Annotated in this window: 28 protein-coding genes and 8 pseudogenes; 13 read left to right on the forward strand and 23 right to left on the reverse strand. The window is 38.2% G+C overall.

What is annotated here, in order from left to right; translation table 11 throughout:
• Positions 1-224 precede the first annotated feature (224 nt).
• On the forward strand, positions 225-1,676 hold the full coding sequence (hpaB, locus tag NYE53_RS10105; RefSeq protein WP_134157009.1) for a 4-hydroxyphenylacetate 3-monooxygenase, oxygenase component: 1,452 nt from the start codon (positions 225-227) through the stop codon (positions 1,674-1,676).
• 36 nt (positions 1,677-1,712) lie between these two features.
• On the opposite strand, the gene exlX is transcribed toward hpaB, so the two are convergent.
• Positions 1,713-2,411, reverse strand: a complete 699-nt coding sequence (gene exlX / locus NYE53_RS10110; protein ID WP_339244577.1) for an expansin ExlX — start codon at positions 2,409-2,411, stop codon at positions 1,713-1,715.
• A 269-nt stretch (positions 2,412-2,680) separates the two neighbouring features.
• Positions 2,681-3,358, reverse strand: a complete 678-nt coding sequence (locus NYE53_RS10115) for a YoaK family protein (protein ID WP_339244580.1) — start codon at positions 3,356-3,358, stop codon at positions 2,681-2,683.
• A gap of 171 nt (positions 3,359-3,529) precedes the next feature.
• Between NYE53_RS10115 and NYE53_RS10120 the strand changes: the two genes are divergently transcribed.
• The gene (locus tag NYE53_RS10120; RefSeq protein ID WP_004399365.1) at positions 3,530-4,567 is read left to right on the forward strand and encodes a polysaccharide lyase family 1 protein; all 1,038 of its coding nucleotides are present in this window, start codon (positions 3,530-3,532) and stop codon (positions 4,565-4,567) included.
• A 256-nt stretch (positions 4,568-4,823) separates the two neighbouring features.
• Complete coding sequence (locus NYE53_RS10125) at positions 4,824-5,507, forward strand: SOS response-associated peptidase (RefSeq protein WP_163130807.1); 684 nt, start codon at positions 4,824-4,826, stop codon at positions 5,505-5,507.
• 332 nt (positions 5,508-5,839) lie between these two features.
• On the opposite strand, the gene NYE53_RS10130 is transcribed toward NYE53_RS10125, so the two are convergent.
• From NYE53_RS10130 to NYE53_RS10165, 8 genes and pseudogenes are all read right to left on the reverse strand, one after another.
• Positions 5,840-6,145, reverse strand: coding sequence for a membrane protein (locus tag NYE53_RS10130; protein WP_004399414.1), 306 nt, complete (start codon positions 6,143-6,145; stop codon positions 5,840-5,842).
• A 215-nt stretch (positions 6,146-6,360) separates the two neighbouring features.
• The gene (gene oxdD, locus NYE53_RS10135; RefSeq protein WP_338734083.1) at positions 6,361-7,539 is read right to left on the reverse strand and encodes an oxalate decarboxylase; all 1,179 of its coding nucleotides are present in this window, start codon (positions 7,537-7,539) and stop codon (positions 6,361-6,363) included.
• A gap of 122 nt (positions 7,540-7,661) precedes the next feature.
• The gene (locus NYE53_RS10140; protein WP_339244583.1) at positions 7,662-8,144 is read right to left on the reverse strand and encodes a DUF4944 domain-containing protein; all 483 of its coding nucleotides are present in this window, start codon (positions 8,142-8,144) and stop codon (positions 7,662-7,664) included.
• A gap of 24 nt (positions 8,145-8,168) precedes the next feature.
• Entirely contained in the window at positions 8,169-8,324 is a 156-nt protein-coding gene (locus NYE53_RS10145; protein ID WP_339244587.1) for a hypothetical protein, read from the reverse strand.
• Positions 8,325-8,363: 39 nt separating this feature from the next.
• Positions 8,364-8,516: pseudogene (locus NYE53_RS10150) on the reverse strand (YoaP domain-containing protein); the annotation flags it as partial.
• A pseudogene (locus tag NYE53_RS10155) lies at positions 8,511-8,741 on the reverse strand (hypothetical protein); the annotation flags it as partial. The pseudogenes NYE53_RS10150 and NYE53_RS10155, both read right to left, overlap by 6 nt.
• 104 nt (positions 8,742-8,845) lie before the next feature.
• Positions 8,846-9,343 carry a hypothetical protein gene (locus tag NYE53_RS10160; RefSeq protein WP_021481414.1) on the reverse strand — a complete coding sequence of 166 codons (498 nt, stop codon included), beginning with the start codon at positions 9,341-9,343 and terminating at the stop codon, positions 8,846-8,848.
• Positions 9,344-9,446: 103 nt separating this feature from the next.
• Positions 9,447-10,358 (reverse strand): VanW family protein, encoded by a 912-nt coding sequence (locus NYE53_RS10165; RefSeq protein ID WP_015714063.1) that lies wholly within the window; start codon positions 10,356-10,358, stop codon positions 9,447-9,449.
• Between the two features lie 346 nt (positions 10,359-10,704).
• Here NYE53_RS10165 and NYE53_RS10170 point away from each other — a divergent pair, with 346 nt between their 5' ends.
• From NYE53_RS10170 to NYE53_RS10180, 3 genes and pseudogenes are all read left to right on the forward strand, one after another.
• Complete coding sequence (locus NYE53_RS10170; protein ID WP_339244590.1) at positions 10,705-11,187, forward strand: DUF2975 domain-containing protein; 483 nt, start codon at positions 10,705-10,707, stop codon at positions 11,185-11,187.
• A 9-nt stretch (positions 11,188-11,196) separates the two neighbouring features.
• Positions 11,197-11,429 (forward strand): annotated as a pseudogene (locus NYE53_RS10175) (helix-turn-helix transcriptional regulator).
• 126 nt (positions 11,430-11,555) lie between these two features.
• Positions 11,556-12,350: a DUF817 domain-containing protein gene (locus tag NYE53_RS10180; RefSeq protein WP_339244593.1), complete on the forward strand. Its 795-nt coding sequence runs from the start codon at positions 11,556-11,558 to the stop codon at positions 12,348-12,350.
• Between the two features lie 117 nt (positions 12,351-12,467).
• On the opposite strand, the gene NYE53_RS10185 is transcribed toward NYE53_RS10180, so the two are convergent.
• On the reverse strand, positions 12,468-13,340 hold the full coding sequence (locus tag NYE53_RS10185; protein WP_339244596.1) for a LysR family transcriptional regulator: 873 nt from the start codon (positions 13,338-13,340) through the stop codon (positions 12,468-12,470).
• A 100-nt stretch (positions 13,341-13,440) separates the two neighbouring features.
• Here NYE53_RS10185 and NYE53_RS10190 point away from each other — a divergent pair, with 100 nt between their 5' ends.
• Positions 13,441-14,319, forward strand: coding sequence for a DMT family transporter (locus NYE53_RS10190; protein ID WP_339244599.1), 879 nt, complete (start codon positions 13,441-13,443; stop codon positions 14,317-14,319).
• A 165-nt stretch (positions 14,320-14,484) separates the two neighbouring features.
• Here the strand turns inward: NYE53_RS10190 and NYE53_RS10195 are convergent, their stop codons facing one another.
• Positions 14,485-14,916, reverse strand: coding sequence for a hypothetical protein (locus NYE53_RS10195; protein ID WP_336156005.1), 432 nt, complete (start codon positions 14,914-14,916; stop codon positions 14,485-14,487).
• 263 nt (positions 14,917-15,179) lie between these two features.
• Positions 15,180-15,812, reverse strand: a complete 633-nt coding sequence (locus NYE53_RS10200) for a type 1 glutamine amidotransferase family protein (RefSeq protein ID WP_339244602.1) — start codon at positions 15,810-15,812, stop codon at positions 15,180-15,182.
• A gap of 293 nt (positions 15,813-16,105) precedes the next feature.
• Between NYE53_RS10200 and bla the strand changes: the two genes are divergently transcribed.
• Positions 16,106-17,026 carry a class A beta-lactamase gene (bla, locus tag NYE53_RS10205; RefSeq protein WP_339244605.1) on the forward strand — a complete coding sequence of 307 codons (921 nt, stop codon included), beginning with the start codon at positions 16,106-16,108 and terminating at the stop codon, positions 17,024-17,026.
• A gap of 262 nt (positions 17,027-17,288) precedes the next feature.
• Here bla and NYE53_RS10210 read toward each other — a convergent pair.
• A pseudogene (locus NYE53_RS10210) lies at positions 17,289-17,378 on the reverse strand (SMI1/KNR4 family protein); the annotation flags it as partial.
• A 107-nt stretch (positions 17,379-17,485) separates the two neighbouring features.
• The gene (locus NYE53_RS10215) at positions 17,486-17,839 is read right to left on the reverse strand and encodes a DUF3221 domain-containing protein (protein ID WP_049141155.1); all 354 of its coding nucleotides are present in this window, start codon (positions 17,837-17,839) and stop codon (positions 17,486-17,488) included.
• A gap of 163 nt (positions 17,840-18,002) precedes the next feature.
• On the opposite strand from NYE53_RS10215, the gene NYE53_RS10220 reads away from it, so the two are divergent.
• Positions 18,003-18,236 carry a hypothetical protein gene (locus tag NYE53_RS10220; protein ID WP_074794570.1) on the forward strand — a complete coding sequence of 78 codons (234 nt, stop codon included), beginning with the start codon at positions 18,003-18,005 and terminating at the stop codon, positions 18,234-18,236.
• A gap of 218 nt (positions 18,237-18,454) precedes the next feature.
• On the opposite strand, the pseudogene NYE53_RS10225 reads toward NYE53_RS10220, so the two are convergent.
• Positions 18,455-18,640 (reverse strand): annotated as a pseudogene (locus NYE53_RS10225) (hypothetical protein); the annotation flags it as partial.
• A 76-nt stretch (positions 18,641-18,716) separates the two neighbouring features.
• Here NYE53_RS10225 and NYE53_RS10230 point away from each other — a divergent pair.
• Positions 18,717-18,980: a hypothetical protein gene (locus tag NYE53_RS10230; protein ID WP_080529402.1), complete on the forward strand. Its 264-nt coding sequence runs from the start codon at positions 18,717-18,719 to the stop codon at positions 18,978-18,980.
• A gap of 301 nt (positions 18,981-19,281) precedes the next feature.
• On the opposite strand, the gene ppsA is transcribed toward NYE53_RS10230, so the two are convergent.
• The 3 genes from ppsA to NYE53_RS10245 all read right to left on the reverse strand — a co-directional run bounded on the left by ppsA (position 19,282) and on the right by NYE53_RS10245 (position 23,508).
• Positions 19,282-21,882: a phosphoenolpyruvate synthase gene (ppsA, locus tag NYE53_RS10235; RefSeq protein WP_335388578.1), complete on the reverse strand. Its 2,601-nt coding sequence runs from the start codon at positions 21,880-21,882 to the stop codon at positions 19,282-19,284.
• A 668-nt stretch (positions 21,883-22,550) separates the two neighbouring features.
• Positions 22,551-23,192, reverse strand: coding sequence for an endo-1,4-beta-xylanase XynA (xynA, locus tag NYE53_RS10240; protein ID WP_015251938.1), 642 nt, complete (start codon positions 23,190-23,192; stop codon positions 22,551-22,553).
• Positions 23,193-23,364: 172 nt separating this feature from the next.
• Positions 23,365-23,508 (reverse strand): hypothetical protein, encoded by a 144-nt coding sequence (locus tag NYE53_RS10245; protein ID WP_339248590.1) that lies wholly within the window; start codon positions 23,506-23,508, stop codon positions 23,365-23,367.
• Between NYE53_RS10245 and NYE53_RS10250 the strand changes: the two are divergent.
• Positions 23,495-23,753 (forward strand): annotated as a pseudogene (locus NYE53_RS10250) (ATP-dependent DNA ligase); the annotation flags it as partial. The gene NYE53_RS10245 and the pseudogene NYE53_RS10250 sit on opposite strands and share 14 nt — an antisense overlap.
• A gap of 62 nt (positions 23,754-23,815) precedes the next feature.
• On the opposite strand, the pseudogene NYE53_RS10255 reads toward NYE53_RS10250, so the two are convergent.
• Positions 23,816-24,019 (reverse strand): annotated as a pseudogene (locus tag NYE53_RS10255) (UV damage repair protein UvrX); the annotation flags it as partial.
• Positions 23,991-24,298: pseudogene (locus tag NYE53_RS10260) on the reverse strand (YolD-like family protein). The pseudogenes NYE53_RS10260 and NYE53_RS10255, both read right to left, overlap by 29 nt.
• Positions 24,299-24,494: 196 nt before the next feature.
• Here NYE53_RS10260 and NYE53_RS10265 point away from each other — a divergent pair.
• The gene (locus NYE53_RS10265; protein ID WP_015383839.1) at positions 24,495-24,830 is read left to right on the forward strand and encodes a bacteriophage protein; all 336 of its coding nucleotides are present in this window, start codon (positions 24,495-24,497) and stop codon (positions 24,828-24,830) included.
• A gap of 40 nt (positions 24,831-24,870) precedes the next feature.
• Here the strand turns inward: NYE53_RS10265 and NYE53_RS10270 are convergent, their stop codons facing one another.
• On the reverse strand, positions 24,871-25,230 hold the full coding sequence (locus NYE53_RS10270) for a hypothetical protein (protein WP_326209361.1): 360 nt from the start codon (positions 25,228-25,230) through the stop codon (positions 24,871-24,873).
• Positions 25,231-25,442: 212 nt separating this feature from the next.
• Positions 25,443-25,805 (reverse strand): hypothetical protein, encoded by a 363-nt coding sequence (locus NYE53_RS10275; protein WP_339244610.1) that lies wholly within the window; start codon positions 25,803-25,805, stop codon positions 25,443-25,445.
• Between the two features lie 309 nt (positions 25,806-26,114).
• Between NYE53_RS10275 and NYE53_RS10280 the strand changes: the two genes are divergently transcribed.
• Positions 26,115-26,171 carry a putative holin-like toxin gene (locus NYE53_RS10280; protein WP_224912973.1) on the forward strand — a complete coding sequence of 19 codons (57 nt, stop codon included), beginning with the start codon at positions 26,115-26,117 and terminating at the stop codon, positions 26,169-26,171.
• Positions 26,172-26,372: the final 201 nt, after the last annotated feature.

Here is a 26,372-nt window from a genome sequence, read left to right on the forward strand (position 1 = left end):
GTTTTATAGTGCTATTTTCATATGAATAAGCAAATTCTTTACGGCTCTAAATCTTCAGAAAGGCTTCACGAAAAATTGACTGTCTTTTGTCGTATAAGTCACTCTTATTCTCATTTTCTATTAGGCATACAAAAAAGGCTTTTCCCACCTCAAATTGGCTGAACCGGCTGTTTTCTCGAAAATATAATACAATACGCAGCATAATATGAAGGAGCGAAACTTAAATGGGGATCATCAATGGAAAAGAATTCATTGACCGATTGAATAAACTAGAAAACGAAATATGGTATGATGGCGAAAAAATAAAGGGTAACATTTCTGAGCATCCTGCATTTAAAGGAATAATCAAAACAAAAAGCTCACTTTATGAACTGCAAACAAAGGATGAGTTAATACATGAAATGACTTATTGCCTTCCTGGAGATCATAATCGAATCGGCCTTTCCTATCTCCAGCCTAAAACCAAAAATGATTTGAAAAAAAGAAGGACCATGATTGAACATTGGGCTAGACATACTCACGGAATGATGGGGAGAAGTCCGGATTACATGAATACGGTTATGATGAGCTTTGCTTCGTCAGCGGAGCTTCTAAAAGATAAAGAGAATTGCTTTCCTGAACATATACTAGATATGTATGAACAAGCTGCTAAGCATGACCTTTCTTTTACCCATACATTCATTACTCCGCAAGTGAACCGGTCACAGTCCTATTTTGGGCTAAGTGAAAAACCGATATCTGCTAAAGTCATTGATAGAACCGAAAAAGGTTTAATGATTCATGGCGCACGACTGCTTGCAACACAAGGCGGATTGACCGATGAAATCTTGGTTTTTTCAGCGCCTAAATTTTTCTTTGAAACAGATGAAGCTTATGCTTTTTCAATCCCTTCTAATACAAAAGGCGTAAAATTCATCACAAGAGAATCATTTGTATTAAGCGACTCTTCCTTTAATCATCCCTTAAGCTCAAGGTATGAAGAAATGGATTCAATTGTGGTTTTTGATCATGTGTTAGTGCCGTGGAATCGTGTGTTTTTTTACGATAATGTGGAAGCAGCTAAAGATTTTATGACAAAAAGCTCCTTTCATGCCTTTACCTTTCACCAGGTTGTCATTAGGCAAATGATAAAAATTGAATTTCTATTAGGTGTTGCACAGCTTCTTGTCGACACCATTAATGTTTCCGAATATCAGCACATACAAGAAAAGCTCTCAGAAATCATTGTGGGATTGGAAACAATCAAAGCGCTCATTGACAAATCGGAAAATGATGCTCAGTTAGATGAATTCGGCTATATGCGACCCTCTTTAATTCCTCTTCAAGTCATCAGTACAATCATTCCTAAGCTATATCCTCGATTTACTGAAATCATACAATTAATTGGAGCTAGCGGAATGGTGACATTGCCTACCGAAAATGCATTTGACTCAGAGATACGGGAAGATCTTGACCAATATCTTCAAGCAACCAATACAAATGCTGAAGAACGTGTGAAAATTTTCCGTTTGGCATGGGATTTAACAATGAGTTCATTCGGAACTAGACAAACTCACTATGAAAGATACTTTTTCGGAGATCCTATTCGGATTTCAAGCAGGCTGTATACCAGTTATCCAAAGCAGGAGCAGTTGAACATGATTAAAACATTTTTACATGCAGATGCAGAACAATGAAAAAACAGCGGGAAAAGATCCGCTGTTTCGTATTTTTTATTCAGGAAACTGAACATGGCCCGGTACAGTATAGGCTTTGGACGTTCCGCTTTCAGGCAGCTTCGGAATGGTGTCTTTCACAACTTTTCCGCGGATGTCAGTCATTCTGACTTTGAGAGAGCCTGTCCCTAAATTCGTACTCACAAAATGGTTATAGTCCATTTTCTCCATGTTGATCCACTTACCATCCTTTTCATATTCCATTTTCATAACAGGATACTTGTGATTTCTGACTTGGATTGCTGCCCACCACCTGCTGCTGCCTTCTTTGATCCGGTACGTGAAATTGCCGGTGATTGGGGCTTTGACAACACGCCATTTAATATTGATTTTTCCGTCTTTCATATTGCCGATTTTACGGAAGGCATTAGGTGACAGATCAAGAGCTCCCCGAGCGCCTTCGGGATAAAGATCAGTAACATATACGGTTGTTTTCCCTTTTGGCCCTTCAACTTCCAAATAAGAGCCGGCAAGTGCTGCTTTTACTCCTCCGTAATTGAGATCCGCCGGATTTATTGCAGTAATCTCCATATCGGAAGGAATGGGATCCAGCAGGAAAGCTCCTCCTGAATAACCTGACCCTGTATACGTTGCATAACCTTCATGCAGGTCGTCATATGCTGCCGAAGCTTGCGGCGAAAAACAGAGGATCGTCAACAAAACCATACCAACAAATGCACTCATGATCTTTTTCATATTTGGTCCTCCTCAAACCAGACTTCAAATGAGAATCATTATCATTATAAGACTCAATCCATCTGGTTTGAAAGAGGAAATAGATTCATAGATGATTTTAAGGCAAATTCACTATCATTCATATATCAAATGTAGGTACTTATGAAAAAGCCAATACAAATGAACGAATGTGCACTTCAGCCGAATGTCTTATTTTTCCCTCTCAAAATTCGCATTACAATAACGAAATGAAACAGGCTGTTGGCCTGATAACAGCTACACAGGAAAAGCTATTTTTCCCCGCTCAGTTTCAACTTAGCTGTCATCATAATGCCAAATATCAGCACAATCGGAACCCAAATAATGAAGTGATAAAAATCAGGCTCAGCCAGAGCAACAATAATAGCCCCCACACAATACAAAATAATAGCCAGTGCTCTTAACACAGTATCTCTTAAGAAAGTCTTCTTTTGCTTCTTAAAAAACAAACGGCCGGATATATCCTCTAAAAGAGAAGCCAAAGTGCCGGTCAACACAGTTGAAGAAATACCTGCGATCCCCAGTTTTTTTGCTGCTGTAGTTTGAATCCCCATAGAAATGCTCATGAGTATAATCAGAATGTGCACAGGAACAAATGCCCGGTAAAAAGAAAGACAAGCAAAGACAAACAAAATGAATGCTTCAAGTGCGAGGGCTTTTGTCACAGCAGAAGGCCAAAGGGTATTTTCCGCCTTTCCGACCATCAATGTGGCAATGATCACGCCGCATATAAATCCGATTAGCGCAATCAAGGAATTAAAAACAGTGACCTGAATGGATTTGCCGATAGCTAACCCCAATAATACAATGTTTCCAGTCATATTAGCTGTGAACACATGTCCCAGGCTTAAATACCCGATTACATCCACGATTCCAGCTGTTAAACATAAAAGTGATAGCAAGGTGTTTCGATAAGCTGCTGCAGTCAACGGTGTATCAATCCTTTCTTCTATTTCAATTGTTAGTATGTCTTTTGGCGCAATCTCTATTTTTTAAGTAACCCAACATTAATTAGGAAGATAGAACCTATCATTCCTTTCCATTAACTGTAATAATAATCCCGCAAGGAAATGATTAAAATTGAAAGGAAGCATATTGTGATGAAACGACTTTGTTTATGGTTCACCGTCTTTAGCTTGTTTTTGGTTCTCTTGCCTGGAAAAGCATTAGGTGCAGTCGATTTTCCGAATACCTCAACAAATGGCCTTTTAGGTTTTGCCGGAAATGCCAAAAATGAAAAAGGCATCTCTAAAACGGGCACAACGGGTGGAAAAAACGGGCAGATTGTTTACATTCAAAGCGTAAATGATTTAAAAACCCATCTAGGAGGATCCACTCCGAAAATTTTAGTGCTTCAAAATGATCTTTCCGCATCTGCGAAAACAACAGTTACCATTGGCTCAAATAAAACACTCGTGGGCTCTTACGCGAAAAAAACGCTGAAAAATATTTATTTAACAACTTCATCAGCTTCTGGAAATGTCATTTTTCAAAATTTAACGTTTGAACACAGTCCGCAGATTAACGGAAATAATGATATCCAGCTTTATTTAGATTCCGGTATGAACTATTGGATTGATCACGTCACATTCTCAGGTCATAGCTATAATGCAAGCGGAAGCGATTTGGATAAACTCGTGTATATCGGAAAATCCGCAGATTATATCACGATCAGCAACTCAAAATTTGCGAATCATAAATACGGTTTGATTTTAGGATACCCGGATGATTCTCAACATCAATATGACGGCTACCCCCACATGACAATCGCCAATAATTATTTTGAGAACTTGTATGTTAGAGGCCCAGGTCTGATGAGATACGGTTACTTTCATGTTAAAAACAATTACAGCAATAATTTTAACCAGGCGATTACAATTGCTACAAAAGCAAAAATATATTCCGAATATAATTACTTTGGGAAAGGCAGTGAAAAAGGCGGCATCCTTGACGACAAGGGCACTGGTTATTTCAAAGACATAGGCAGCTATCCATCACTCAACAAGCAAACCTCTCCGCTGACTTCTTGGAATCCCGGGTCAAACTATAGCTATCGTGTCCAAACGCCGGAATATACAAAAGAATTTGTCACGAAATATGCCGGATCACAAAGTACAACTCTGGTATTTGGCTACTGATATAAAAGAGGCCCTGCGTTAAAAACGCTGTGCCTCTTTTTATACTATAGGCTATTTTTAAGCGATCCTTGTAATTCTATCAAGATCCAGCGTCGGTCAAACCAAAAAGCATATGTTCTTTTCCACAATAACTTCTTAACTGGCTTTCTTATTATACCAGTTTATCGCAAGTGAAAAGAAATCATTGTTCAGGACCTGTATTAAATGAACGTTCGTCCCACAAACTATTCAAAAACCCCTAAAAAGGATGATGGATATGTGCGGCAGGTTTACTTTGTACTCTGCATTTGATGATATTATTGACCAATTTGACATCGATCAATTTTTTCCTAAAGGTGAATACCAGCCAAGCTATAATGTCGCACCATCACAAAACATCCTTGCAATCATCAATGATGGATCAAATAATCGCTTAGGCAAGCTTAGATGGGGACTTATTCCACCTTGGGCAAAAGATGAAAAGATCGGTTATAAAATGATCAATGCTCGAGCCGAAACAATTACCGAGAAACCGGCCTTTCGAAGACCGCTTGTCAGCAAACGCTGCATCATACCAGCAGACAGTTTTTATGAATGGAAACGGCTTGATTCCAAAACCAAAATCCCAATGCGGATCAAATTGAAATCATCTGCTCTTTTTGCGTTTGCTGGCTTATATGAAAAGTGGAGCACACATCAAGGAGATCCTCTTTATACCTGCACCATCATAACAACTGAGCCTAATGAGTTCATGAAAGATATACACGACCGAATGCCGGTTATATTGGCCCATGATCATGAAAAGGAGTGGCTTAACCCCCAAAATACAAGCCCTGATTATCTGCAAAGCTTGCTGCTGCCTTATGATGCTGATGACATGGAAGCATACCAGGTTTCATCATTAGTAAATTCACCTAAAAATAATTCAGCTGAGCTTCTTGATGCAGAAAATCATATGTAGTGATTGAAATTCTCTAGTAAGAACTTGTCAATAGCTTTGTTCCTTAGGTGCCAATCCCTCTAGTAATTATGAATATTTAGTATATAGATCAATTAGTTTTCGATATCAGTTCGAAATAATTTTATTATGTAAACTTAAATAAGCAATGTTATCCCTTTCATATAAAATAGTTTACATTTTTATAAAATCGCTTCACCTTTCTATTTTGTCAGCAAAAAAACTGAACCACATTAAACTTATGAAACCTGCCGCACCTGTGATTGCAAATATGATATAAGCCCATAGAGGTAAATCCATACACTTTCCCTCCTAAGAATTAAATGAAATTTCTTTCATCTTACATGGAGGTCTTCTTTCTTTTGTTTATCCAGTGTAATACTTAATAATATGTTGATGAATGCAGCTGGGAAATATATAAATCCCACTCCAAGAATGCCTAGTATCGTACTTAAACTTACTATGTAATTCTTTGTCATCGTTTGACTATCAATCAATATTAGAAGTGAAATCAATCCAGCTAAAACACCTATAAACCAAGCATCGCCAACAGCATAAGAATCATCCAGCATCCCTAACCATCGCCCCAATATAGAGCTCCCAATGGCAGTCAAACTGGATAAAAATATGAGTGCTTTCATTTCTTGTCCTCCTTTAAAGCCAATCAAACTGGTAGAAATCGGCCATTGAATTCCCATTATCGAATGGTTATCATTTCCACATTAACATTTTAAAGCTCATTACAATACGATTCAAGCAGAAAAACCCTACATAACGTATATATAGGGATTTGATAAAACACAGGCCAACACCCAGCTCTAGTTACTTTAAGACCACTGTGTGATCGGTTCAGTCTTTACGTACCGGGATATTTCACAACAGGCACTTTCTTCTTACGCAGAGAATCAAGCATGACTGATCCAGCATTCAAGTTGCTTTGCACTAATTCTTTAGGCGTCAATGCCATCCACTGATTGAGTGACACATCTGCATAGCGGTTACTTTTGAACATTTCTAAAAACCATAATGTTTCTGTACCAGTGTTTTGTATATAGTGGCCGGCATTAGAAGGCACGTATCCAACGTCGCCTGCTCTATAATCAAATGTGCGGGCAGTCCCATTTCCGATAAATACCGTCATTCGTCCCTGTCCTGTTAGATAATATTGCCACTCATCGCTATTGGGATGCCAATGAAGCTCTCTCATCGCGCCAGGCTCAATCTGAACAAGTGCAGCGGCTATCGTTTTTGAAATTGGGAAGTTAGAAGAATCCACAATTCGTACACTCCCCCCTGGCATTTGAATTGGGGGTTGATTTAACAGCTCGTGTTTAAAGGTCATGGGGACTTTTCCATATGGTGACTGAATGTCTTCACTCGCGACTGATCCCGGCACATTCCCTTGGTAAATATAGACTTGCTCAGACGGAAGAGAGTTGAAAGCATTCTCTGGGACACCGAAATTTGCAGACAGAACGTCTTTTGGTGTGTGTGCAAGCCAATCTGAAATGGTTAACGTTGAAAACTCAGAAAAGTTTCCATCATCGAATACGAGCAGAAACTCGCAGTGTTCCAATCCCTGTATGGAATGCGGAATTCCTGCCGGGAAGTACCAAAGGTCGCCGGGACCAACATCAGCAATGAAATTTCGTCCGTCTTGGTCAACAGCGGTGATACGTGCCCGTCCCAAAAGCATATAAGCCCACTCCGCTTGCTTATGCCAATGAAGCTCACGGACGCCTCCCGCAGTTAAGCTCATGTTTACACCTGCAATCGCAGTCGAAATCGGAAGCTGTCTTACGGTAATTTCTCTTGACCAGCCGCCGTGATCTAATTTCATGGGAGCATCTGAGAATGAAAATCTCAAGTTAGGAATCATACCCTCATCTGTAACAGGCGGAACAAGTATATTCGGATTTTGAATATCCCGCATTATATTTCGCGGGCCTGCATCAATAGCTCCAGCTCCATCACTTCGAATAGGCTGCGGCACGTTTCTGTCATCATGATTGATTGGTTGTTGTTCCAACAGCATGCACCTCGTTTTAGAAATGAACAAGATTTTATTTCAGCCTATGCAGAATCTTAGATTGCTGTGCCTAGGAATCCGCAAATAAAAAAGTGACCACCAATGTGATCACAAATACATCAAATAAGCTATTTTTTATACCATGGCTTCTTATGTAATTTGATTTCTTCTGTCTGTTTTTTCTGGCCTGTCTTCCACTCCACTTTCACTAATACATCATGTCCTATCACTTCATCTTCAGGCATATAATCAAAGGTGGCAATATGGTCCTCCATGCGTCCCCCACCTGGCATTTCATCACCTGTGTATTCTGACAAATCATAATTTTCCCTGTCATCATACATTTTACCATCTATGTATAAGGTGATTTTTTCTATGACAGTCCTCTTTTCGTCCTTCTTACTCCCCTGCCAATACAGATTTAGAAAATAATTGGGTCCAATTGAAGTTTTGTCTGATTTTTCAAGGTTAGACATCCACAGTCCGCTTTTCCCGCTGCCCTCATATTTCACTTTGTTTCCTGACACCATTACAAATAATGTGCTAATGCAGATGATCAAGAATCCAGCAATGATCAATAGCCATTTCTTAATATTGTTCTTTTTTCTCATCCTTTTCCCCACTTCCCTAACTCTTTAGTAGGAAAATATGATCAAAATGTTACCGAAAAGAAAATAAAAAAGAGCTAATGATCTAACAGATGACTGTCTAAACTTTTGACTTAAATTAAAGCGCTCTCTAAAGACAAGATTAAAACGTATAACAGCTCTTAATTGCATTTTTTGTTTCATTGAGTCAAGAACCTTAAAATGGCTTTTTATTATTAAAAATCAAGCTAGTGTATTAAGTAATTTTTCAAATTTATTTATACTCATGATCTCGTGAGTCACAAATCTCCCATCAAAAAAACGCTAAAAGTTGTCCATAGCTGGTGACTTTTGTGCCTCTTCTTTCGATGATAACTGAATTGACTGAAATTGAACTCTGAAAATTTCGAAATTAGAGTTTTTTAATAATGAACGGGCTGCACTTGTTTAGGTGTTACTGTCATTATCAGTAAAATGTTAAGTTGAAATGCGCAGTCAGTCACAAAGTCTCTATTCGTATTCAATAAAGACCTTGTGATCATCGACAACATTTCACTCCATCGGATAATGTATCCAAAAGTCCTCCTCTGGTTCTTCTCTATAGTCATTAATCACAGTCACTTTGACATTTGACTCAGCTATGATTGGTTTTCTAACAATTATTTTCGTTTTTTCCTCAGGCAAAGTAAGAGATCGAATCATCAAAGCCATTCTATCTTTACTGTCTAATTAACGCCATCTTCAGTGAATTTAAAGGTCTGTTTTAAATTGCGTCCTTCTTGCCCCTTCTGTGTCCAAATTATAACAACTTCTAATTCAGAGGCTTTATCTGCCAGCATAAAATGATTGAACTTCAGCGGTGAGCCATCATTTAAACTTTCAGCTAACATTTTAGAATCTTCTTTTGGTTTGTCACAATTTTCATCGAGGCATCCAAAAAGTGAAAATCTTGTGATTGAATCAGGGTCATTTCTATACAATTGCACATCCACTGTAGCTGCTTTTTCCCCTATATTTTTTACTTCCAAGGAATATACTTGATATTCTCCTTTTTGAGGTCTCGCAAATTCCTTTACATTTTTTGCTTCACTTACTTTTACTGACCACTGGTCTGTTTTTTGTGTAATAGGCAACACCGTAAAAGTCAGGGCATGCGCTTTTGATTGGCAAAACGTAAATCCAACTGCTGTAAAAACAATTACAGAAAATAATACCCTTTTCACTTCATTTATCCCTCCTTCCTTTTCACTGGCCGCTCCTTAAAGAATTGATTTTGAGCAATCTACAAGCTCTCTTAACCAAAACCTTACCTGAGGTTTTGTCTTTTTACTGCTCTGCATTTATTTCTTTCGGTATCCGAGATGGAGCTTTGGGGATTTTTCTCAATTTGCTGTTTATCACATCAGAAGAGTATAGCGTAATAATCATACTTCCCCCATACCTTTTTGCCCGAATTAAGATTGGTTGGTTATATTGGTTTTGAAAGCGAAAGTCAGGCCCTCCCCAGCTTACCGTCGCATCCCGTCCGGGCGGTACATATGGTACACTTCTAGTATGAGAATAGCGCTGAACGATCTGCAGTCCTGCACGATCAACTGCATTAAATAGAGTTGAGGACACCTGACAAATTCCTCCTCCTACACCTTCAGACAACTCCCCTTTTACAATAATGGGTGCACTTTTATATCCTTTGTTCCGAGTTCTCATTCCCACAACTTGGTTAAACGAAAACGTCTCATTAGGGAAAACAACGTGATTGTCGATTGCTTTTGCAGAAAGAGAAATATTGTGTGAACGGCTTTTATTGCTTGAGTTAAAATACGTCACGTACTGACCAAGCTGCTGCGTACTGATGTGAGCTAGCAGCTCGCTGTCAACTTTCGGATAAATGTTCATTTCCGGCACTTCTATCTTGGAGGGACCTTGCCCATAAAAATACGCATAAAACTTTTCCATAAACGCCTGTTGATACAGTTTGTAGCCAACCCTGCCCGGGACGATGCTTCCATGATCGTTAAGGACAGCATTTATCGGCTCACGGTACACTTTCTGATCAAGCTGTTTGATGAATTTACTGTATTTTTCATAGTCAACCATTGGAGTGCCGGGAAGAGGCATTGTAAAGTCTTCACGGTTAACAGTGGCGATCGTCCGTCCTTGCTGTGTGACCGTTAAACTGTCCTGCGGCTCACTCGGCTGAGCCAATAAAAAAAGACCAGTGATCAAAATTTGTATCATAAGTCGGTTTACCTCCCGATCATTAGTATGAACAGCCGCTTATCCTTTGATGTATTTCTTCCCATCGTTCGTTTGAATCTTTAGACGTTGATAAAAACCTTCATAAAAGAGCTTAGCTTTATGTTCACACCGATCCCTGAGCTCACTGAGGCACACGGTTCATTCAGTCGGCAAGTTTGCAGTAGTTCAGTATCTCCCAGTGATGAGGGATGCTTTTTTGTCTTGTCAAAAATGAAAAGGGTCTCCTATAACAACAACAAATCAATCCATTTCAATATTTTTTTATTGAGAAACGATAATTTTTTTGTTACATTCAATTAGACAACAAATAAATGAGGTGCTTGTTATGAATCGAATGTCGACAATTTTTTTAAAGATAGCTTTGGTTCTTATTGGAATTCCAATTCTTGCTTTATGCATTTTTTTAGTGCCTAAGATAGCCAACTATTCAGCAGAATTATTTCCAAATATCGCTTATATAAAATATCTCGTTTTCATCTATTTGTATGTAACGGCGTTACCTTTTTACTTTGCTCTTTATCAAGCGTTCAAACTTTTAAGCTATATTGACAAAAACAAAGCTTTCTCGGGTTTGTCTGTAAGAGCTTTGAAGAATATAAAATATTGTGCAGTCACTATCAGTATCTTTTACGCAGCAGGCATGCCTGTCTTTTATCTGATGGCCGAGATAGACGACGCCCCGGGTATCATTGTGATCGGATTGGTTATTATTTTTGCTTCAATGGTGATTGCGGTCTTTGCTGCTGTTCTTCAAAAACTGTTAAAAGAAGCGATAGATATAAAATCAGAAAATGACTTAACGGTCTGAGGTGATGACATGGCGATTATTATCAACATTGATGTGATGCTTGCTAAGAGGAAAATGAGCGTAACAGAGCTTTCAGAGAGAGTTGGCATCACCATGGCTAATCTTTCGATATTGAAAAACGGAAAAGCAAAGGCTATTCGATTATCAACTTTAGAAGCGATTTGCAAGGCTTTAGAATGTCAGCCCGGGGATATATTGGAATACCGAAGTAATGAAGACACACAGGATTCGTAAAAAAATAGGTAAGATCAACAGAAAAATAAAGTGATTGGCGGTGAGCTTATGGACATAAACTTATATCCATCTAGCTACTATACTAAGCGTCCCTTCCATACACGAAGAACACAACTATGGAGGAGGCATACATCATGAGAGCAATAAAACAAATCGTTCATTTTGGCTGGGAACAAGCCCTTTCATGCTTGTTTCCTGCCGTTATTTTTGCCTCTTTGGCTATTACGCAAATCATCCCACTGCCCTTCTTGCCGCGATATGACTGGCTGCTCATTATCTGCGTTCTCATGCAATTGTGGATGGTGCGTTCCGGTCTTGAAACTAGGGATGAATTAAAAGTGATCACATTATTCCACCTTATTGGGCTTGCTCTGGAACTTTTTAAAGTCCATATGGGCTCCTGGTCTTACCCAGAAGAAGGATACTCCAAAATATTTGGAGTACCTTTGTATAGCGGCTTTATGTACGCAAGTGTAGCCAGTTATTTGTGCCAGGCATGGAGAAGGCTTAAGGTTGAGCTGGTTAAGTGGCCGCCTTTTTTTGCAGTTGTTCCGCTTGCCGCAGCGATTTATTTGAATTTTTTCACCCACCATTTTTCTATAGATATTCGATGGTGGTTATCTGGGCTTGTCATCATTGTCTTTTGGCAAACATGGGTTACATACGAGGTGAATGGAGCTCGTTACCGTATGCCGCTCGCACTTTCTTTTGTACTCATCGGATTTTTTATATGGATAGCGGAAAATATCGCTACGTTTTTTGGAGCTTGGAAATATCCAAACCAAATCGATACATGGAGTCTTGTACACCTTGGAAAGGTAAGTTCATGGCTCTTGCTAGTGATTGTTAGCTTTCTTATAGTAGCATCATTAAAACAAGTTAAGGAGCAGAGTCCCACAAAGACAGAGATGGATGAATCTTTTTCTTAGCATACAAGGTCACAAATAGAGTGAAAAGCAACGTTCAAATGGTTGCTTTTTTCTTTTATGTAACTCTTCCGGTGAGTATTCATCTTCTTCAAATTTCATCGCAACACGATAACTGATTCAGATTACCACTGCTTTCAACACCTTGATAAACTCATGCGCCGCCGGCGTTATCTCTTCAAATGAATGTGCGATGACGCCAATATCGCGTGTGACCCTAGGAAAGATGTCCTTTTTAATCAATTGATGCGGGACAGATGAAAGTGTAAAGTTTGAAATGATGCCGATACCCAAATTATTTTTAACCATATTAATCAAGGTTTCGGCATTTTGCACAGTTAAGTTTTCCTTTAATTCGATGTTGTATTGCGAAAATGCGTTTGACATCGCGATTTCATGACCGCCTTTACAAAAAATGAGGTCATCTTGATATGTTTCAAGGTCGACATGCTTTTCAAGTTTTAATTCGTCACGCTGTGGCGGGATGACGGCCACCATATAGTCGTTACACAATAGCTGATTTTCAAACGGTTCAAATGGAGATGCTGCGATCCCGATATCAACCGTCCGATCTTCAACCCATCCTTTTATTTGGCCAGAGGTTCCTTCGATCAATTCTATGCGGATCAGCGGGTAGTTTGATCTGAATGCCGCAATCGCCTGTGGCATGATATTTGTTGAAACTGCAGGAAATGAACCAATTTTCACCTTCCCGTTTAACAGCTTGTTTTCCCGGTTGGCTACTTGATATATTTTGCTTTCAATTCCCTTCATTTGCCTCGCCAGCAGCAATATTTCTTTTCCGATGTCAGTCAGCATTAAACCATGATGTTTATCCCTGATCAATAATTTGAGCTGCAGTGAGCTCTCCAGGTTTTTTATCGCTTTGCTTACCGCCGGCTGAGAGATGAACAATTCTTTTGCCGCTTCTGTAATATTTAATTTCTCCCCGACTTTTACAAATATGTGAAGATGGTTCATGTTCATAACCATTTGGTTATACCCCCAATAATAAAAATGTATTTCAGTTATACATAAATGTAACATATGATAGAAACCAGCACGATATTTAAACAAGAAAGGCGGCTTCATTATGGTAAAAGTTATGCTGGGAATCATATCTGTCACACTTATTTGGGGTTATACTTGGGTTGCGATGAAAGTAGGAATTCATGACATCCCCCCGCTTTTATTTTCGGGTTTGCGCCTGTTCATCGGAGCAGTTCCTTTATTTCTCATTCTCTTCATCCAAAGAAAAAAGCTTTCAATTCAAAAAGAACATCTCAAAAGCTATATTCTCATGAGCCTGTTGATGGGGCTGGGCTATATGGGAATTTTGACGTATGGAATGCAGTTTGTCGATTCAGGGAAAACCTCTGTTTTAGTATATACAATGCCTATATTTGTTACGGTGATCAGCCATTTTTCATTAAACGAGAAAATGAATGTGTATAAAACGATGGGACTGGTCTGCGGCCTCTTCGGACTGTTATTTATATTTGGAAAGGAAATGCTCAATATCGATCAAAGCGCTTTATTTGGGGAGCTGTGCGTACTTGCGGCAGCGCTTAGCTGGGGAATCGCGAATGTGTTCAGCAAGCTACAATTCAAGCATATCGATATTATTCACATGAATGCCTGGCACCTTATGATGGGAGCCGTCATGTTATTGGTGTTTTCCTTTATATTGGAGCCGGTCCCTTCAGCCGAGTGGACATATCAGGCGGTGTGGTCATTGCTGTTTAATGGCTTGCTTTCCACCGGCTTTACCTTTGTCGTATGGTTTTGGGTGCTCAATCAAATCCAAGCGTCAAAAGCATCCATGGCATTAATGTTTGTTCCCGTATTGGCCCTATTCTTTGGATGGCTGCAATTGAACGAACAGATCACCATCAATATTATCCTCGGCGCACTGCTGATATGCTGCGGGATTTTTATGAATACATTTACATTTTCACGACGGAAAGTGTGAATGATATACATTTCCCCTGTCATTTGGGCTTCATGTGACAGGAGACGACTATAAGTCTTCTAGAATCGTGACGACAGCCTATTAAACAATGAAAAAAGCTAATGTCTGCATGTAGACATTAGCTTGGCTGGCGTTTAGGCTGGTGAGAATCCAGATTCTTTTTTATTACCATTCTGGCTGATCAAACTGAAAACCGTATAGACCTTTTACTTTAACATCTCCGCAATCTGGATCTTTTGTCAAAATCAAATAATGAGTCTTATAAGGCATCGTCTCAACTCGATCAGTTGCACTCAAATCAAAATGATCCCCTGAGAAGTTTTTTTCACTAACGGTTATTTCATATCCTGACAAAGTCATTCGCATGATTCTTGCGTTAATTGTACATCCTTCAGTATCGAAAATGGTGAATCTGTACCCAAAGTGAGATGTCCAACGGTTTGAATTTTGGTCATCAGACTTCATAAACCATTTTTCATTTTCTGTCATTGTAAAACTCACTTTCTCCTCATCTTTCACGATAACGGCCGAAGCTTCCCCTACATGGATAGTGAAAGCCAAAAGAAATGTAAAAGCTAACATCAACATCTTTTTCAAAAGAGTTCCTCCCGATATCTTTTACTTCAATATATTGGAAGGGTCTGTTCTGATCAAGACAGTCTTCTCCAAATGAATCTTTAGCACCATGAAATGAGCCTTAATAAGAACAGTTTTAACCCAAATCAAACTCTATTCGAAATAAGGCCTACCAATCTATATTCTTTTTTAGAGTTTCTGCATTTCTTTATTTAGCTCCTAGACACATATAAAAAATGCTCCTATAAGTTCAGGAGCACTACAAAAAACTGCTAAAGTGTTTTCTATCGATTTATTGTATTCATTAGCTCAAAGAAATATTCAGGCTTTTGAGTCTTATTTAGCTTATACCATGAACGCAATGTATCTGGTGCAAATACATCTAATTTTTTCAATACTTCTACCGCAAATTCCAGAGGAGCAATTCCTGATGCAGTAACCAAATTTTTATCAGATACTGCTGGTTCCTTTTCATATAGTGTTTCTCCTTTGTAATTAGGGCAGACCATTTTCATATACTCTAGGTCATTGCTTGTGTGCTTTCTCGAATTTAAGTATCCTTCATTCGCGAGGCCCAAGGTTGCCCCACAAATTGCAGCAATAGTCGTGCCGAGCTTTAAAGCGTCGCCAACTTTTTTCAAGATCGGCTGATGAATATCTTCTCCCCAAGTGTTTCCTCCGGGTAAAATGATAAGATCTTGACTCCCAAGAGTACATTCGTCAAGAGAAATATCTGGTTTTATGCTTAATCCTCCCAACGTAGTTATCATTTCTTTATTAACCCCTACTGTAACTACTTTTAAAGATGCTGCATCTTGTTTAAAGTATCTCCCTGAGTTTAGTTCCGCAATTAAATATCCATATTCCCAGTCTGACATTGTGTGAAATACGTAGAGATAAACTTTTCTCGTTTGCATCCAATAACACTCCAATCACAATTGATAAAGCTTTCTAATAGATGACTTTGCTGACAGCCATTGTCAGCATATGTAATCTGATTTGCCTATTCTTATATAATACCATGTAGGTGGGCAATTGCCCTTGTTCTCCCAACTTATTGAAAATATAAGATCAATTGATTCTATGTTTACTAGCTCAAAGGGGTTTGTTACACTAACTGTCATGGGAAACATTTCATTGGAAATATCTATTCCTGCTTTTGTGATGTGAATTAGAAGGTAATACAAAATCATTTGAATGAGGAGGCCTGATGAAGTTGAAAAATAAAGCGTCAATAAAATTCGGAATATGTGTTGGGCTTTTATGTTTAAGCATTACTGTTTTCACACCTTTTTTCAACTCAACACATGCCGAAGCAAAATCCATAGAAGACACAAACATGGCAAGCTGTATAACGAATAAAAAATTTGTTCAACTTGAGAAAAAATTTGATGCCAGGCTTGGTGTTTATGCAATTGATACAGGTTCAAACAAGACAATCGCCTATCGGCCGAATGAGCGATTTGCTTACGCATCAACCTATAAAGTTCTAGCCGCAGCTGCTGTCCTGAAGAAAAACTCAATTGAAAAACTTAATGAAGTCATCCGCTACAGCAAGGACGATCTTGTTACATATTCTCCAATCACAGAGAAACACCTAGATACAGGCATGAGCCTAAAAGAAATCTCGGAAGCGGCTATCCGTTACAGCGATAATACCGCTGGGAACATCTTGCTGCAACAGCTTGGCGGCCCTAAAGGTTTTGAAAAGTCACTGAAACAGATTGGTGATCATGTAACGAAAGCTAAACGATTCGAGACGGATCTAAACTCTGCGATTCCTGGTGATATTCGTGACACAAGCACCGCAAAAACACTGGCAACCGATCTTAAAGCCTTCACTTTAGATAACACTCTCACGACTGACAAACGCACGATCTTAACCGATTGGATGCGAGGCAATGCTACTGGTGACGAACTGATTCGGGCAGGCGCTCCAATAGGATGGGAAGTCGGCGATAAATCCGGAGCCGGAAGTTACGGGACACGAAACGACATTGCTATCGTTTGGCCGCCTAACAAAGCTCCTATTGTTTTGGCAATTCTGTCAAACCGCTTTACAAAAGATGCTAATTATGATAGTGCTCTTATCGCTGAGGCTGCAAAAGTCGTCCTTAACGATCTCAAATAAAGTGTTTAGCCTTTTGCCACAAAGGAAAAGACATTACTTTTTTAACTCCTACCGTTCATTTTTTGATGAACGGTTCTTTCATAAGACCTCTAGAATCAGATATTTAAACACCACAAAATTAAACGTTATTATAATTAACGGCAAGTTTTCATTCTATGGAACAAGTAAAGTTTGACCTGACAAGAATTAAGATTAAGCACCCTAAAATCCATTTTCTTCTCCTTCAAGTAAACATACAATGCAGACAACTCTCTTAAGTCTCTTATTCTGTGACCAATTTGTAATACTCATTGATATTCGGACTCTCTTCCCAATATTTCGTCTCGTTCGAAGACACTAACATATCAAACCACTTGAATTAACATAACTGAACTTGATATCGGTCACTGGCAGTTTCAATGCAATAGAACAACATTTGTTGTCTCAGAGGTTATCTATATGAGAATTCAACAATTTTTTTTATAATAATTCATATTTTTGTATCGTTGCACTTGGTGGATTTGACTCTTTAAGTGTATGGAACCACACTTTTATTTTTTCACCTCTTTTGAGATCATCTGTGTTATCAATCTCACTTAATCCTACAATTACTATGTTATTTTTAAACTTGTTCATAAGTTGTCCTTCAGAAAGATCGTAATCTTCTTTTACTGGAGCTTTTGTATCGGTAATGAGAATTGCCCTTTCATTGTCTTTAAGCACGACATAGCCTACTAGGCTCTGCATCTTTGTTTCGTCACCGTTTTGTTCACTTTTATTGCAGCCTGCAAGAAAAATAATGAGCACTATCAAGCTTACTCCAATTTTCGGCAACCTTTCTCCCTCCCGTCATGTTTAACAATCTCACTCCATAACTACATATCAATAAACTGTAGTGTAAACCTATCCAGAAACTTCTTCATTTTCTCATATTGAATCTTTTACAAGCTGTTAATACACAGACTAAATCGGGTAAAAATTCGTAGAGGTGATTTCATTGAATGATGATCATAAAGTAACTCATTACTCTTCATTTATTTTTTCAACAATCATGGTATTGGTGGTCGCCCTCTTTCCACAATACACTTCTTGGTTTGTAACAGTTTTCTTCTTGGGTTTTGCACTTATCTATACATTCCAAAAACATAAAACAAGTTCTTCAAAAGCAATATCTTATATTTCGTATTTTTTATTCATTGTTTCATTGACTTACACTTTAGTTAATATGTAATAGTAATCCTCCCTTTGTGGGAGGATTTTTTGTTTAAGCTTATTTCTAAGTGCTTTTGGACCTCTATCTATAATGATAAAACTATCTGAACCAATTTTTTCTTCCGATCTTTGTCTTCGTAAATAGCAACATTGTGGCGTGTCATTAATGTAATACCGCCCATTTTAAACTCTTTTTGTTCTTTAAAATAAACAACAGGGACATTCACCAAACGGATCTACTTCTTTTTGTTCTTTCTCAAATGTTCGTATGTGGTTGCCTTCGAACCATACCCTTACTCTTATTCCGCTTTCAAACTCATTATTGTATGCTGCTTCTTTTTGGGTTCCAGCATAAATATACTTATCATTACTGTCGTCTACTATATATTTGCTCCCTTTAAAATCGAGATTTTTACTTTTTATGATCCGTTATTCACTTTCAAAATAACTTCCAATTACAACATAATATATGTATAAATTATAAATGGAGTTGATGTAATTGAAGATTAGGAAAATCTTATTGAGTTCTGCTTTATCCTTTGGCATGCTCATATCTGCGGTTCCCGCATTGGCTGCTGGCACTTCGTCTGAGGTTGCAGTAAAAAGTGATGAATATGATTATGACACTATATACCGCATTAGTCCTCTGCCAATGGACTTCCAGCCAACAATAGAATACAACGGTTATACTTATAAGCTTACACGTCATTATTTTGATTACTCAATCGGGTTTTACACGGCTATTTATACAAAAGTTGTTTAAATTTATAAAGGAGCTTTTTAGCTCCTTTTTCTCTTGTTTTAAGCACAAATACAAGTTTAAATGCTGGTAATAAAAAATTCACTTTAAAGAAGCGCCGCCCGCAAAATGCGGCTTTTGCACACTACGCCAATTTTATATAGAAAAGCCAGACCTCCTCCAAGAGGTTCCAGCTTTTCTTAATGGGCTATCGATCTTCGTTAGTTCAACGGGGACTTTTTATCATTCGGTACAAATTCAGCCTCCCGACTTCTAGTTAGGGCTGATGGGGGGATATCTGATGGCTCCCTGCACACATCAGACATTATAAGATTTCAATGTAGCCTTCTGTACCGTGAACGCGAATTCGTTGCCCATCTTTTATCAGCTTGGCAGCATTTTCAACGCCAACAACTGCAGGTAAGCCATATTCACGCGCTATAACAGCTCCATGGGTCATCAGTCCACCAACTTCGGTGACTAAGCCTTTTATGGATACAAACAATGGTGTCCAGCTTGGATCGGTAAAGGAGGTAACTAATATATCTCCATCTTCTAAATCAGCATCTTCCATGTTTAAAATGACACGCGCTCGCCCCTCTATCACTCCGGAGGAAACAGGTAGACCTACAATCGCTCCGGCTGGGAGATTTTCTCGTTTATACTCACCTGTAACGATTTCACCATCAGACGTGATAACACGTGGTGGAGATAGTTTTTCATATAATGTGTACTCGGCTTTTCGTGTACTGATGATTTGATAATCCAGTTTATGTGTGCGTACGACTTCGTGAAGTTCTTCAAAAGTGAGATAGTATATATCTTCTTTTTCATGAATAACGCCCGCTTCCACGAGTCGTTCGGCTTCTTTCAGTAAAGCCTGCTTATAAACGAAGTATCGATTAACCATGCCGTATTTTGGATATTCCCTAAACCCGCTGAAATTCCGGATGATATCTATCATTCGTTTTGTTTCTTTGGCTTTTTGTTCACCATCCGGTAATTGCTTTAATCGATCTAATAACTCTTGTTCTTTCTTCAAAGCTTCCTGTCGCCCTTGCTCAAATTTCCGATGGCCGACATTAGGCTCAAAATTTTTAATATTATTAAGAATCATTGGGACAAGTGTAGTTGGTTTTTCGCTCCATCGAGTTCTTGTAATATCAATTTCTCCGGTACATCGCATTCCGTATTTGCTGAGATAATCATAGATCGCGTCTCGGGTTTTGCTTCCGCCATCAAACTTAGCCAGTTCATCCAAAAAATTATCATCTTTTACTTGTTGTAAGTAATCAATTACCTCTGGATAAGGACGAATCACATCTGCGACGTCTAATAGCGCAAGACCCATTTCTGAAGTAATATTATGGGGTACAGATTGAGAAAGCGTATCTGCTGCGTTTTTTTCACCTAACCACTCGTTCATTTTTTCGTTAATCCATAATGAAGCATTCATAGCAGTTCGAATCACAACCGAACTTTCTGGGTTAAATAAAATCTTCTTTAATTCCTGGATATCTTCTAGAATAAAACGAAATAAATCTGATCCTGATTTCGTTTGGATGTTTTGTTTTAACTCTTCTATCGATGTTTGACTGCTCTCAATCAAATCAGACACGATTGTCGGATCGTTTTCAACTTGAGCCGGCATATCTGCATTGCCTCTGCTGGGATTTGGTGCTGTTTTATCATTTGGTATCGACTTTATGAAATCTCGTCGCTTTATTATGGTCATAAGTGCGTCTTTTAAGAGCTGATCGTGCTGCCCCATGCCTTTTAAGAAAACTTCTCTGCTGTCAGGGGATGCCAGATGATGTGTGACATCAACAAATAGCCTTCCACCGGCTTTACGCATGGGTGCAGCAGTCGTCAACAGAAAAAAAGACAATCCCAGTGGTTTTATGGGATCCGTCATCATTTGTTGATGACCAACAGAAATATAGACGTGATTTTCTTGGTCACTCGCTTCAGGGATGGGGAATAAAGTAGTGATTGGACGACTCTGTACAATATAAAAAGTATCGCGGGCCAAACACCATTCGATATCTTGCGGCTGGCCGAAATGAGCTTCGATCTGTCTTCCAATGCGTGCCAGCTGTAAAATTTGTTCATCAGTCAGTGTTTGAGCCTTTTGCTGATCAGAATCGATCTGCTGTGTTTCTGTTCCGCCTTCTTTTCGTCCGTAGATAGCCAATTTTTTAGTTGCTATTCTCTTATCGATGATTTGCCCATCCTGTACTTTATAACAATCGGCAGATACCAAGCCAGAAACCAGTGCCTCACCAAGTCCAAAACCGGCATCGATGGATAACACCTTTCGGCTTGAGGTAATCGGATCAGCGGTAAATAAAATCCCCGAAGCTTGAGGGAAAACCATCCTTTGAACGATAACGGATAAATAAACTTGGCTGTGGTCAAATCCATTTTGCATACGGTAAATAACCGCGCGATCCGTAAATAGGGACGCCCAGCATTTACTGATATGCTGCAAGATTGCATCGACGCCGATAATATTTAAATAGGTGTCTTGTTGACCGGCAAAAGAAGCATGTGGTAAATCTTCAGCAGTCGCACTAGAACGCACGGCATAGGCATGTTCCTCGCCAAACTGGGAGAGATATTGAGCAACTGCTTTCACAACATCAGAAGGAATGCCTACTTCCATAATGATTTGCCGAATCTTTCTGCTGATGTTACCAATTTGATCTCGGTCCTCAACTTTTAGCATGGTCAATTGATCCAACAACACTTGTAACGTTTCGTTTTGTTCGATGGCTTTTTGATATCCTACTGTTGTGACACAAAATCCTTCTGGTACTTGTATACCTTGAATTTTTGATAATTCCCCTAAATGTAACCCTTTTCCTCCAACAAGCGAAAGCTGTGTTTTTTCAATTTCATGTAAACCGAGAACCAAAGAACTCATTCTACATCTCCCCTTCAAAAAAAATATTGACAAGAGCTTCCTAGCAGGATATAATAAAATTATAAAATGGACATCTATAACTTCTAACTAGAAAGCGCACGTAGTGTGATTATATCACCGTGGCTATTTTTGTGCAATATAAAAAGAACCTGGGCAATTTCACCAGGTTCTTTCTTAATTTCCATAGCTAGTCGCATTAAAAAACTTGGTTCGAGCTGATACAATCCTCTAAGGAAATCCTAAAGTTGGGTTCTTTTCGAACTAACCTGTCTTGTTCCGTAGAGTCCCCATTTATAAATTAGACTTTTTGTTCTTAACAGTCCCACCTTTAACTAGTATAAAGTTATGAGGATCTGGCTAACTACTGAGATATTTTTATTTTGAGTAAGGCTTATGTTTGATATAGAAGGGTTATGTAAAGGTGTCTGTTGTGAGCAAGCGCTGACTACAAAAAATTGATAGCATTTTCATTTAAATACCATTCTATTAACCTATAGGAAAAGTTATAAAACCAGATGGAGAATACCCTACCTCCAGCAATTGCAAGGCCGTTCACCTAGTAGAAAACAACCTTTAACCATTACTAATGATTTTAATAATCATTGATTATAAAACTTCTCAAGGAACGATCAGCAGCCCGTTAGCTACCCCTGATTAAAGATGATCTGCTACCACACTGTTACGTTAGAACTTCCACTACTTTGATATCCTTCTGTCGCCATGACTTGGTAAGCCCAATTACTGCCCAGATTCATTCCATGGCTCTTCCATGCGTTCACATGATTGCTGAAAGTGATTGTAGCGTTGCTTCCAGTTGGTCTCTTCGTCTGGCGAACACTCCAGTACTGCGTAAAAGTAGTGCGATCGCCATCAATGGAAGGTGCGTTATAACGTGTAGTTGTATATATGTCATATGTACCCCCATCACTTTTTACAGTACCTTTATACGTTCCAGTAGGTCTATAAGTACCCCATGAATCCACTACATAATATTCTATGAGAGGTGATCTCGTCCAACCATATAAAGTTAAATATCCATTGCCATTCGGTGCCCAAACTCCGGCATTATAGTTTATCGTCCTAAATGGCGAACCTGTAGTCCAACCTTTACCAACAACGAAATTTCCGGTATTAGACCAATTAACACTGTAATTCCCGCCAGACCCATTGACGGCGTTTACTATACCGCCCCCATCAGTCCAATTTTGCCAGTAGTCTGTGCTAGCTGCAGAGGCGGTTGCCGAAAACAAGCTAATACTCATTAAAGCTGCCGATAATCCAACTAAGAAATTCTTTTTAAACTTAAACATATGTTACCTCCTATAATATTTTTTCCAACTTTGAGGTAGCACTCGTATACATTTAAAACATTTTTAATTACTAACGCCAAAGCTTTTGATCGTCCCCTTCAGTATAATACCACGAATTCATGAGCAAATATTAAAAGTATTTGTAATTTAATTACAAATACCTAGAAATGCATTATAAGTGGCCTTGTTCCACCATATCCTGATCCTTTTTTCGCAGGATCACAATTCTTGTTTCTAATTCAGATGGAGTAATACTGTAATGAATTCCCATTGAACCATTGCGTATGGAGATATACAGTAGAGATTGTGAAATCATTGTAGCTGACCCAGGTGGTGCTCTTGACTTTGAAGCTGCAGTGCAACGTTTCATGTCCAAAAAATCAGTCCATAAGGTAGTTTACTGTGTCTTTGATGTAATTTGATGGGTATTCAATCGCTAATAAGCCACTCAGTGAACGCAAAAATATGCTTTTAGATCTCAACCTTGACCATGATAATGTATTTGTTATTGAAGGCCTGCAAGGAAACGAATTAGCTTACTTTAATCTGGCCAAAGAAAAGAAATCAGCTTGTGATATTGCAGTGGACAATGGTTTTTCGGGAACTGTAAATGTGCACTCTTGATCTTCAGGCATCTCAAAAAGTCTCGATCCTGTTTTTCTTTTTTAAACGCAGGAGACGCAGCTAACACTACACTTCCCTGTCTCTCCATATTTCCTACAACAGCAAGATACTATGTTAAAGGATTAAGCCCCATTGCAACAGCCGATACAGAAGCATAAAACACAAAGTATATTCTTACGTGGAAATTGTGAGTAATCCATCATTGTATGTAACTCCTATGATGTTATTCATGTTGATATATACTGTGTTGTTATGTTGATCTTTAACGTGAAGCTTGTGTTGTTCAAAATTAATGTAATGAACTCTACCGGCGGCATTTTCAAACAAATCCATAGTTTAAAAGTTTGAATTTCAAAAAAATTCAAGTTCTTCAGAAACGAAAACGCCCATCTCTTCAATTTGTTGATCATCTCAATTTTTGATCCATCAATCAAATCTTGTTTAAGCTGTATTAAATGTTCTGGAGCATCATTGATATCCATTGATTGTTCCTCGATCCCTAAACATATCGACTCACTCCTTTATTGATCTAATACTAATAGAACGATCGTTCTCGTTTTAACGCAAATCAGAACAAAGGTTCGATGTATGTTAGAAATAAAATATAAAGGTCAATAATGATATACGTAGTATTAATAAAGGAGAAATTCTTATCGACGAGGGAGAGTGAGATGGTGAATGAAGAAGAGGTTAATTGGATTTTTGATTTTAGTTCCTGTTTTGATTATATCGGGTATTACTTTAATCGAATCAAACAAAAAAGCACCTGAAGAAGTTTTAGAAAGTGCTTGGGATGAATTTGGTTTATTTAGTTTTCAAATTGGAATAACAGATCCGGCAATTACAATTGGCATGGATCAAACCAAAAGTGAAGCAAAGCTCCGTGAATATTTAGAACATAATCTGTCAAGAGAAGCAAAGGAAAAATATAAGATCTATATATTTAAAGATGATATTGAAAAGTTGAACAAAGAACATCGAGAGTATCTGAAAGCAAATAACTCTAATAAATAAAATGCCCAGCACTTTTACTAAGCTGGGCTCTATTTCAAATTCAAATTGAATTTTTGTAAGCATTAACTGCTTCGTTTCGCAACAGCATATTATCTTTGTTAACCATGCCTAAGTTGTAAGCTTTTTTGATAATATCTAATACCTGAGAATCTAACGCCGAAAGATTACCGCCTGGATTAAATCTTGATTTCCAATAATCTAAAGACTTATTTAGGTCAAGTGAGCTTTTTTTGTTCTCGGGTTTAACTACTTCATTTTTCTCAAGTTTTTCACAGAATTCACTAAAACCAATGGATTTACTGGGAGCTGAGTTATTTCCCCCGTATCCTTCTGTAGCCAAGCTGCAAAATGCTAAGAATTTCGGATCATAAATAAGATCACTTGAGTTTACATTTACCATCGATAAGCACGATCCTTTCAGAGCTTTTTATAATTGTAGCACCTTTTCCATTTTTACACATGTTAAATATCGACAATCATTCAAATGATTTAATAAGGCTCTGATAAATTTTAATGTTGATAAATACGCAAAAATAAAAAGAAACCATAGTAGATAGGGTTTCCTTCAATCTTGTTTATGTAACGCACCCGATTCTGGAACAATTAATTTTCTCAAATAAGACGGTTCTCTAAAGATTCGATTGCCAGTTTTAGTGCAGTTAAGCGACGCTCATTTAATGTTTTTTGAGAACTGCCTTCTTTTGCTTTTGCTATTTGTTTTTCAATAGATGGAATGATATCTTGTAGAACTTCTTTATTAGTCAATATGATTTCTTGCTCATAGCAAAAATCTTCACCATTCCAAGTACCTTTTAGGCTTTCTAAACCAATTTTTACAGCGTTCAGTCTCTTTTTGACAAGAGATGTGTTTGAACCTTTTTCTGTCGTGCTTTTATAAGCATTTGAAAGTTTACTAAAAGTTGATTCCAAGGATTTAATGGACAAATCTTGAATTTCTTGGCTAACAATCTTCATATACAATCCTCACTTTTCATTTTGAAAACAACAAATCAACACTTTTTAACAATCCTACTCAATAGCTGAATTAGGACTACGCCTTGAATTTTGCGAGTCGCAAACTACCATATGTGTCTGTCATTTCAATTGTAAATGATGTTAATAGAAATTCTATTAAATGCTGTTGTCAATATATTGTTTGAATTTATAACGTCAAGGGAATTTAGCATAGTATTTCCTGCACATTAAGTTTGCTCACTCAAGGGAGTTTTGCTCATCCCCTATGAAAGAGGGTGAGGCTATGTCAACATCCAGGCATTAATGATAATGCTTGCATTCGGGTCATTTGTAATTGCCCTGTTGACATATATAAATAAAAAATAGACCTCCCTTGAGCCTAAGAACCTGAAGGGATAGGTCTACCAAGAAATCACATCGAGCAAGCCCTTTAGTGGGTAGCTTTAGTACAGAGACGGGGTGTTGATAGCACCCTAGTCTTTTTATTTTATGCATTTTTTATACTTTAAAAAGCATAATCCTTATCCTAATTATAACCATATAGAAATGTTATTTGAATACAATTGC

It is taken from the genome of Bacillus sp. FSL R5-0523, assembly GCF_037975295.1.
GTDB classification, from domain to species: domain Bacteria; phylum Bacillota; class Bacilli; order Bacillales; family Bacillaceae; genus Bacillus; species Bacillus subtilis.

What these genes read in the sequence shown, in the direction of transcription:
- hpaB (WP_134157009.1), top strand. Translation starts at nt 225, where the DNA reads ATGGGGATCATCAATGGAAAAGAATTCATTGACCGATTGAATAAACTA.
- exlX (WP_339244577.1), bottom strand. Translation starts at nt 2,411, where the DNA reads ATGAAAAAGATCATGAGTGCATTTGTTGGTATGGTTTTGTTGACGATC.
- NYE53_RS10120 (WP_004399365.1), top strand. Translation starts at nt 3,530, where the DNA reads ATGAAACGACTTTGTTTATGGTTCACCGTCTTTAGCTTGTTTTTGGTT.
- NYE53_RS10125 (WP_163130807.1), top strand. Translation starts at nt 4,824, where the DNA reads ATGTGCGGCAGGTTTACTTTGTACTCTGCATTTGATGATATTATTGAC.
- NYE53_RS10130 (WP_004399414.1), bottom strand. Translation starts at nt 6,145, where the DNA reads ATGAAAGCACTCATATTTTTATCCAGTTTGACTGCCATTGGGAGCTCT.
- oxdD (WP_338734083.1), bottom strand. Translation starts at nt 7,539, where the DNA reads ATGCTGTTGGAACAACAACCAATCAATCATGATGACAGAAACGTGCCG.
- NYE53_RS10140 (WP_339244583.1), bottom strand. Translation starts at nt 8,144, where the DNA reads ATGAGAAAAAAGAACAATATTAAGAAATGGCTATTGATCATTGCTGGA.
- NYE53_RS10145 (WP_339244587.1), bottom strand. Translation starts at nt 8,324, where the DNA reads ATGAAACAAAAAATGCAATTAAGAGCTGTTATACGTTTTAATCTTGTC.
- NYE53_RS10165 (WP_015714063.1), bottom strand. Translation starts at nt 10,358, where the DNA reads ATGATACAAATTTTGATCACTGGTCTTTTTTTATTGGCTCAGCCGAGT.
- NYE53_RS10170 (WP_339244590.1), top strand. Translation starts at nt 10,705, where the DNA reads ATGAATCGAATGTCGACAATTTTTTTAAAGATAGCTTTGGTTCTTATT.
- NYE53_RS10180 (WP_339244593.1), top strand. Translation starts at nt 11,556, where the DNA reads ATGAGAGCAATAAAACAAATCGTTCATTTTGGCTGGGAACAAGCCCTT.
- NYE53_RS10185 (WP_339244596.1), bottom strand. Translation starts at nt 13,340, where the DNA reads ATGGTTATGAACATGAACCATCTTCACATATTTGTAAAAGTCGGGGAG.
- NYE53_RS10190 (WP_339244599.1), top strand. Translation starts at nt 13,441, where the DNA reads ATGGTAAAAGTTATGCTGGGAATCATATCTGTCACACTTATTTGGGGT.
- NYE53_RS10200 (WP_339244602.1), bottom strand. Translation starts at nt 15,812, where the DNA reads ATGCAAACGAGAAAAGTTTATCTCTACGTATTTCACACAATGTCAGAC.
- bla (WP_339244605.1), top strand. Translation starts at nt 16,106, where the DNA reads ATGAAGTTGAAAAATAAAGCGTCAATAAAATTCGGAATATGTGTTGGG.
- ppsA (WP_335388578.1), bottom strand. Translation starts at nt 21,882, where the DNA reads ATGAGTTCTTTGGTTCTCGGTTTACATGAAATTGAAAAAACACAGCTT.
- xynA (WP_015251938.1), bottom strand. Translation starts at nt 23,192, where the DNA reads ATGTTTAAGTTTAAAAAGAATTTCTTAGTTGGATTATCGGCAGCTTTA.
- NYE53_RS10245 (WP_339248590.1), bottom strand. Translation starts at nt 23,508, where the DNA reads ATGATTTCACAATCTCTACTGTATATCTCCATACGCAATGGTTCAATG.
- NYE53_RS10265 (WP_015383839.1), top strand. Translation starts at nt 24,495, where the DNA reads ATGAAGAAGAGGTTAATTGGATTTTTGATTTTAGTTCCTGTTTTGATT.
- NYE53_RS10270 (WP_326209361.1), bottom strand. Translation starts at nt 25,230, where the DNA reads ATGGTAAATGTAAACTCAAGTGATCTTATTTATGATCCGAAATTCTTA.
- NYE53_RS10275 (WP_339244610.1), bottom strand. Translation starts at nt 25,805, where the DNA reads ATGAAGATTGTTAGCCAAGAAATTCAAGATTTGTCCATTAAATCCTTG.